6 protein-coding genes are annotated in these 7,559 nt (G+C 40.0%); all 6 read right to left on the bottom strand.

What is annotated here, in order from left to right; translation table 11 throughout:
• Positions 1-281: 281 nt before the first annotated feature.
• Positions 282-3,143 carry an FtsX-like permease family protein gene (locus JQM82_RS13395; RefSeq protein WP_235250881.1) on the bottom strand — a complete coding sequence of 954 codons (2,862 nt, stop codon included), beginning with the start codon at positions 3,141-3,143 and terminating at the stop codon, positions 282-284.
• A complete protein-coding gene (locus JQM82_RS13390) occupies positions 3,133-3,867 on the bottom strand; it encodes an ABC transporter ATP-binding protein (RefSeq protein ID WP_235250880.1) in 735 nt (244 codons plus the stop codon). Before JQM82_RS13390 ends, JQM82_RS13395 begins: the two co-directional genes overlap by 11 nt.
• A 75-nt stretch (positions 3,868-3,942) precedes the next feature.
• Positions 3,943-4,860, bottom strand: coding sequence for a sensor histidine kinase (locus tag JQM82_RS13385; protein ID WP_235250879.1), 918 nt, complete (start codon positions 4,858-4,860; stop codon positions 3,943-3,945).
• 1 nt (position 4,861) lies between these two features.
• Positions 4,862-5,527, bottom strand: coding sequence for a response regulator transcription factor (locus tag JQM82_RS13380; protein ID WP_235250878.1), 666 nt, complete (start codon positions 5,525-5,527; stop codon positions 4,862-4,864).
• A 120-nt stretch (positions 5,528-5,647) separates the two neighbouring features.
• Positions 5,648-6,574: a DNA ligase gene (locus JQM82_RS13375; protein WP_235250876.1), complete on the bottom strand. Its 927-nt coding sequence runs from the start codon at positions 6,572-6,574 to the stop codon at positions 5,648-5,650.
• Positions 6,574-7,374 carry a Ku protein gene (locus tag JQM82_RS13370; protein ID WP_235250875.1) on the bottom strand — a complete coding sequence of 267 codons (801 nt, stop codon included), beginning with the start codon at positions 7,372-7,374 and terminating at the stop codon, positions 6,574-6,576. Before JQM82_RS13370 ends, JQM82_RS13375 begins: the two co-directional genes overlap by 1 nt.
• Positions 7,375-7,559 lie beyond the last annotated feature (185 nt).

The following is a 7,559-nucleotide window of genomic DNA, read 5'->3' as shown; positions in this document are numbered from 1 at the left end:
TTCAAGTATATCATTTTTCTGCTTATGTTATCAAACAATCACTCTCCTTTTTTCCCTTCTTCCAGTTGTATTCTTCCGATTAGGAATAAAACCCTAATATCTTGAAATCTACAAGACTTAAACCGACTCATTGGTCCATATTTGTTGCGGCTTTGACCTACTTAGATAACCGACATAATAAGAAATAGCATCCACGATAACCCTAGGAAAGTTTGATGGATGCTATGCCTTAACATAGAAATAAATTAAATTTTACTGAGTGCATCAGATCTTGCATCTGATTACCTTTCTGAGTTCATTATACACTGGGGTCTTGGAGTTTTCAAATCCCTTTTAATATATAACATCTTTGGTATCATCGCGCAGATTCCAATCAGGCATCCTATCCCTACAATTAACCACCCCACTGGATAGGTGAAGACAAAATACGAAAGCTTATCTTCCATATAAAAACGAATCAAGTACAAAATCCCGTTTCCCACAGTCAACATCAAAGCCACAACGGCTAAACAATAATACAATCCTTCCACTGTCAATAACTTTCGTTTCTGCCTTTTGGTCATCCCTATACTTTCCAAAATTTCCAGTTCTTTTTTTCTCGATATAATCTCCGTAACCATAACATTAAAATAATTCGCCACTCCCGCAAATAACAACACGACACTTATACTTCCAAGGATTAAACGATTCCCCCGAATATAATTTGCTGCTTCTGCAAGCAAATCTGACTTACTGATACAAAAGATTCCTGCCTCCCCGGTCTCACCATCCACTTTGTTGCCGGTCATCTCCTCACGCTTACGATTCTCTTGAGATAAAATATTCTGAATCTCAGTTTTAATCTGCGGTTCCTTCTTTTGATCCACATTAAGTTCCATATAAAGGGTCTTTTTCTCCGTAGGCAGCTTCGCAAATCCTTTTTCACTGATAAGATAATAAATCAGTCCTTCTGAACCGTGCCAGGTCTGGCGTATATTCGGAAAACCTTCTGCTCGATTATCCAGATAGCCACATAGCGTATACGTTTCTGACTGAATTTCAGAAAACATTTCTGTTGTCTCCATAGCGTCCCATTCCTCTGAACTCAACTGATTCCATAAAATCCATGCTTCTTTTGACAACATCTTAGTAAAAAAAATCGGTTCTCCTATACTTTCCTTTGCCAATTCCTCCTGCTTGGGCGATAATTGATGGTCATGAAGAATCATCACTCCAGTACCATTCTTCAGGTCTTCCATATCTATCGATAAATGATTGTCCTGTACATACTGACTCAGACTGGTGATTTCTTCCTCACTCAATATCTGAATTACATCCGCATCCACTCCTTCAACCATCGAATAATCATAACTGTAGCCGACTCCTTCTTTCACCTGTTCCTCAACATTAAAATAATTACTTACCAATGGACGAATTCCTTTTTGAGAAATAGTAGAAATCATATAGGCTCCTTCCATAACATATGACTTTTCTTCATCCACTCCTTCAAGGCTTAATAATTGCTCCCTGACATCCGAAGAAATAGGTGAAAACTCATCATATGCATTTCCATATAACAGACAGAAATTATCGCCTTCTGTCTCCATCGGATCTTCCCCTAAATCTCTCGACTTATATTCATTTCCATATCCTTCCTCTTGCCCCCAATCACTGAATTCCCCAGCGATCAGAAAATCCGGTCGCTTCTCTATCACATGAACATAATCACTGCCTCTTGAGATAACAACAACTCCTAAGCAAGCTTCCATACCTAAAAACAAAGAAAATATTGTCAATAAGAAACGAATCCTGTATCTGGTCACATTCTGCCATGCCATATACCATAATTCTCCATTTACAGTTCTATTTCTTTTTTTGCATCTTATCAGGGTCTGTTCTTTTCCGAATCCTCCCCACTTTTTCTTCCTACTTGTCCTATTCTTGATCAGCCCGGTATAATGTATACTTCCCATGCAGGACAAATTTACCAAATGATGTATGACGCCTGCCGCTGCTCCCATCGTAAGTGTTATCGTAAATACCACTGCAGCCACCAGAAATTCTGACCGGAATACCCTGAACTCTTTTGCACCTCCAAACCCACTTAAATACTGATTTCCCAATATTTTCGGTATCACGATCACCAGAATGAATACCGATGCAAATGCTCCCACTAGTACCCCTGGAATCATAATTCTCCGTATCTGCCCAAAATATATTTTCCGTATTTGTTTTCTTGTCGTCCCAATCGTGTTCAACAGACCCATTTGGCGAATATCCTCTGTCATAGAAATCTGCATCACATTATAAACAAGGAAAAACATACCACTCAGTATCACCAGCGCACCAAGAGCCGCCATGCCATAACTCCCTGTCAGACGATTTACCGCATCATAGGTATAAGTGTTGGATACAGTAATTTTCAGTTCAGATGTCTTTCCTGCCACATCTTGATATAGCCGTTCCTCTGTCTCCCTCCAGTCCATATTGTCAGACTGGCAAATCAATAAATCTGCTTTTTCCTGAATACTATATCCCCAATCTTTCAGTTTCGCTTCTGAAATATAACCAATGGCCGAACCAGATGTGTCATCCACATAATCAGAATACCATCCACTAAGGCAGAATTCTTCCTGCTCTGTTCGAAACAGTCCGATTGTTACTGTAAGACGAACCTTCATTCCTTTCTCTGGATCATCGATTCCCATGCTTTTTAATGCTCTTACCGAAAGCATAATCTCCTGCTTTTCCTTCGGATACTGTCCGTAAATATCTGTGTAAGCAGGTTGCATCATCTTCTCCCAGGCCACATCATCCAACACCTGGATTTTGCAGACAGGCTGCTCTTCAAAAGCTGCAGTACCTACGGACACACAACGCCCCACCTGTTTCACATAGCTAAGAGAACACACCTTCTCATACTGAGACTCATCGGCATCTTCGATACAGGCAGATGCTGTCGTTCCCGCCGCCCTTACTGCTTTCATATATTCTGCCTGCACCTTACCAAAAGATATTCCAAATACCATCGTCAACGTAATAATGCATAAAACAATTGCTCCCATGAGAATCCGGTTTCTGCCCTTATTAAATCTGCCAAACTCTTTGGAAAGCATTCGAATCACCTGTCTGTTATTGTTCGGAGTAAAGCCATTACCTGTCATAACTTACCTCCTGCTCACAGACTGCATTACTTTTATCCATGATACTTTCGTTTTGACTACCCTTACAGATTCTTCCATCTTCTATCCTGATTATACGATCTGCCATCTGTGCTACTTCTTCCTGATGTGTCACAATAATCACAGTTTGATGAAATTTTTCTGCACAGATTTTTAGAAGTCCCATTACTTCCATGCTGGTAACAGAATCCAAACTGCCGGTGGGTTCATCTGCCAGCAGGATAGCAGGCTTTGCCAAAAGTGCTCTGGCAATTGCCACCCTCTGCTGCTGACCGCCTGATAACGTCTGTGGTAATCGGTCTAATTGCTCACGTATTCCCAAAAGTGCAGTCACCTCATCCAGCAGCTCCTGATCTATCTCTGCTCCGTCCAGCCGCAGCGGAAGTATAATATTCTCACATACACTAAGAACTTGAACTAAGTTATACTGTTGGAAAATGAAACCGATATTCCGTCTGCGAAATACAGTTCTCTCTTCATCCTCCATGTCTTTCAGGCTGTTTCCCCGAATCCATACCCCGCCTTCTGTCGGTATGTCCAGTCCCCCAAGCAGATTCAAAAGAGTTGTCTTTCCGCTTCCCGATGTTCCGATAATTGCTAGAAATTCTCCCTCCTTCACAGAAAGACTTACTCCGTCTAATGCATGAACTTCATATGTATCAGTAATATAATATTTTTTCAGGCCAACGGCTTTCACAATTTCCATAAACACGTATCTCCTATCTTGTATTTGGCAATTCTCCCCACACTGCCAAGTATACCGGACAAATCTAACAAACTTCTAACAAATAGGCGGAAGATTCATTTCCATCATTAATCCCGGTTGCATTCTTTTTACCACCAAAAACCCTCCATGTCTATTCACGATTTCCCTTGTCAGATATAAGCCAATCCCAAATCCCTCCTGGACTGTGACACGTTTTCCGCGATAGAATCTCTTAAAAATATGATTTTCCTCTCCCGATTCAATACCGATTCCATAATCTCTTACCTGAATCTTTAAAAACATCTCATTCTCCGATATCGAAACTTCAACCTTACCTCCTATTTCACTATACTTCACTGCATTATCCAAAATATTATAAATTGCCTCCCCCAACCAATTAGCATCATGCTTACAAACCGCTGTCTTAGGAAATGTAATCTCAAATTGAATCTCCTTCGCTTCTGCCCAGCTTTGTATCTGTCCAAGAGAGTTTCGGATTGTTTTCAGAATATCCTCTTCCTTTTTCTTAATCTGAATGATGTGATGCTCCAATCGGGACATCTTGATAAAACTCTCTACAAGGAAATATAATTTTGCTTCACTATTTTCAATCGCTGACAAATATCTTAAAGATTCTTCATCCGTCAGATTCTCACTCATAAATCCAATATATGTTTCTATATTCGCTAGAGGTGTACGCATCTGATGGGCAATCTCCGAAATCAACTTCTGAATTTCATCACGGCTTTTCTCCGCCGCATCTCTTCTTCCCTGCATTGACTCCTGCATTCTCACTAACTGATGCTCAATCTTTGCATACAAAGTTTCTTCTCCTGAAGCTGCTGTTTTGATCTCCTGCCCTTTCAAAATATCTTCTGTTAATTTTGTAATCTTCCTTAATTCTTCTTCTCTTTGTCTCCTCTGCATACAATACATAACGGTAATTCCAAGCAGAATCCCTGCAAAAACCGCTATTATGACTTGAAAACACATACTATTTATCTCCTATTCGGTACCCAAGCCCAAACACATTTTTTATATATGTCGGCATTTTTGCATCGGGTTCTATCTTTTTTCTCAGCCGGTTAATGGTAACACTGACTGCATTATCTACCACAAACTGCCCATCCAGTCCCCAAATCTGCTCCAGAATATTTTCTTTTGTCAATACCTGCCCCTGGTTCAGCATCAGATACTCCAACAACTGATACTCTTTTACCGTCAGCGTAATCTCTTGTTCATTTATAAAGACTTGTTTTCCTAAAAGGTCCAGGGTAATCTCCCCACATGACAGAATCTGATTTTTACTATTTCGCTTCAGCACCGCTTCGATTCTCTTCAATAACACTTTCATAGAAAAGGGCTTTACTACATAATCGTCTGCGCCTTCGTCAAATGCGGCTAACATATCCCTTTCCTCGTCCCGGGCTGTTAGAAAGATAACTGGGATTTTCCATTTTTTTCTAAGCTTCTGATATAAACTAATTCCATCTTCTTCCGGAAGTCCGATGTCCATCAGAAGAAGAGACACACCATCTCCAAACAGAGTAAGAGCTTCTTTCCCATTAAATACACATATGGTATGATAACCTGCATTCTGCAAGGCAGTATCCAACGCCTGATTCAATAATATATCATCTTCAATAATTCCTATTGTCATGTTGTTTCTCCTACGTTTTTCACTCATTATACCATAAATCCAGGCGTCAAAAAAAATTTTTAAATTATACTCCTCACGAAAAGAACACCAAATCTTGTCCTATGAGGAGCTTTTGTAACTTCAATTTTCAATCTGTACTTCCTCTGGAAACACGTCATCCCGAAATCCTTTGAATACCGGCTGTCTCAGAGAATTCATAGTATTCGGCATATACTCTACAACACAGACTCTATTGGTTTTTACCCAAATTGCCGCTTCATTGCCCGTTGGCAACATCCGGAATGGATTGATTCCTGTTATCTCCAGCATTGAAACCACATCTTTCGTAACTCCAGCGGTCACATGGCCTTTATATATCAGTATATCTCCCCGATATTTAGCTAGAATCAGGCTAAATGTGTGCTGCGCTTTTTGAATATACCCGGTTACTACAAATTCCTCATCCGCCATCCTTTTAAACTTGATCCAGTCTTTTGTCCTTTTCCCCATAAGATAGAGACTATCCTTCTTCTTTGCGACCACACCTTCCAGGAGTTTTTGTTCCGCTGCCTGATACAATGCCCGGCCATTGGTTTCCACAAAACGCGATACTGCAATTCTGGGAGATTCTGTAATCAAATCCTGCAGCACTTCCTTGCGCTCCATCAATGGATTCCATATTAGTTCCTTCCCATCATGATAAATACAGTCAAAAGTCACAAAAGAAGCTGGATATCTGGAAGCCTCCAACTCTATTTTAAACCGATCCGTTAATAGAGTGCGTTTCTGCAGGCGGTAAAAATCTGGCATCCCATTTACTAATACTACGATTTCCCCATCCTGAATACTGGTTCTTTTGATATTTTTGTAAATGGACATCAATTCCGGAAACCGTGAATTCACCTGCATATTCCGTTTATTCCTCAAATCCACCATACCGTCCTTCGCATAGCAGAGACACCGGAATCCATCCATCTTCAGTTCATAAATCCACTCTGGATCGTCAAATGCTTCCCTTTGCTGTGCGATCAACATCGGTTGTGCAGACCGGCTTTCAAATAAATCCATTAAGCTGTCCCCGTCAGCCGCTTCTGACTTTCTTTATCCGAATGCTTCGACAATTCCAGACTTTTCTGCAGTGCTTCCATCAGATCAATCACATTAGATGGACCAGTCGTATCAACTGCCACAATCTCCTGTCCCTGGATTTTCTTCATAATTGCTTCTCTAAGGCGAGCCTGATATTCATCCTGATATTCTTCTGCCACAAACGGTTTGATCATATTTTCAATCAACATTTTCGCCATGTTCAGTTCATTTTCATCCAACTTCATCTTAGGAATCGTTTTCGGTATTGCAGCAATCTCATCATAATAGAATAACGTTTTCACAATAATTCCATCCTTAGTCGGATATAATACCAGAAGCTTTTCATTCGTTCCAATCACTGTTTTCGCAATGGCTACTTTTTTCTGGGAAAGTAATGACTGACGAAGCAGCTCATAGGCTTTTTCCGCCCCGGTATCTGGGACTGCGTAGTAATCCTTTTCATAGTAAATCATATTGACCTCAGACATCTTAGCGAACTGAAGAATATGGATTGTCTTATCCTTTTTGGTCTTAATCTTCTCTAGGTCTTCATCCGTCATGACTACATATTTATCTTTCTCATACTCATAACCTTTGATAATATCAGTTGGCGTCACTTCTTTCCCACAATGGGAACAATACTTTTTATATTTAATCCGAGCCTTACTTTCCTTATCAAGCTGATTGAAATGGATATCATTATCCACCGTAGCCTTATACATTCCTATCGGAATCAAAACAAGACCCATTGAAATACTGCCTTTATGCGCAACTGCCATCTTCTCACCTCAAAATCTTTTTGAGTTAGTATCTGCTTTCAGGCAGTTTCTATGCAAATTTAACTTTTTTGCAAATGATAATTCGTTCTTTCACTTTATTTGCAAGTGATATTTTATTTGTAAGCTCACTTGCCATAAAACACTCTGCTATAAATTCATCTATGTTTTCAAATCCATCTTTATAT

The organism is Faecalicatena contorta, from assembly GCF_021531995.1.
In the GTDB taxonomy this organism is placed as follows: domain Bacteria; phylum Bacillota; class Clostridia; order Lachnospirales; family Lachnospiraceae; genus Dorea_A; species Dorea_A contorta_A.
The sequence above is the reverse complement of the archived record's forward strand: the minus strand, read 5'-3'. Positions and strand labels throughout refer to the sequence as shown.

Coding starts and splice junctions, on each gene's coding strand:
- JQM82_RS13395 (WP_235250881.1), bottom strand. CDS start 3,143: ATGACAGGTAATGGCTTTACTCCGAACAATAACAGACAGGTGATTCGA.
- JQM82_RS13375 (WP_235250876.1), bottom strand. CDS start 6,574: ATGGATTTATTTGAAAGCCGGTCTGCACAACCGATGTTGATCGCACAG.
- JQM82_RS13380 (WP_235250878.1), bottom strand. CDS start 5,527: ATGACAATAGGAATTATTGAAGATGATATATTATTGAATCAGGCGTTG.
- JQM82_RS13390 (WP_235250880.1), bottom strand. CDS start 3,867: ATGGAAATTGTGAAAGCCGTTGGCCTGAAAAAATATTATATTACTGAT.
- JQM82_RS13370 (WP_235250875.1), bottom strand. CDS start 7,374: ATGGCAGTTGCGCATAAAGGCAGTATTTCAATGGGTCTTGTTTTGATT.
- JQM82_RS13385 (WP_235250879.1), bottom strand. CDS start 4,860: ATGTGTTTTCAAGTCATAATAGCGGTTTTTGCAGGGATTCTGCTTGGA.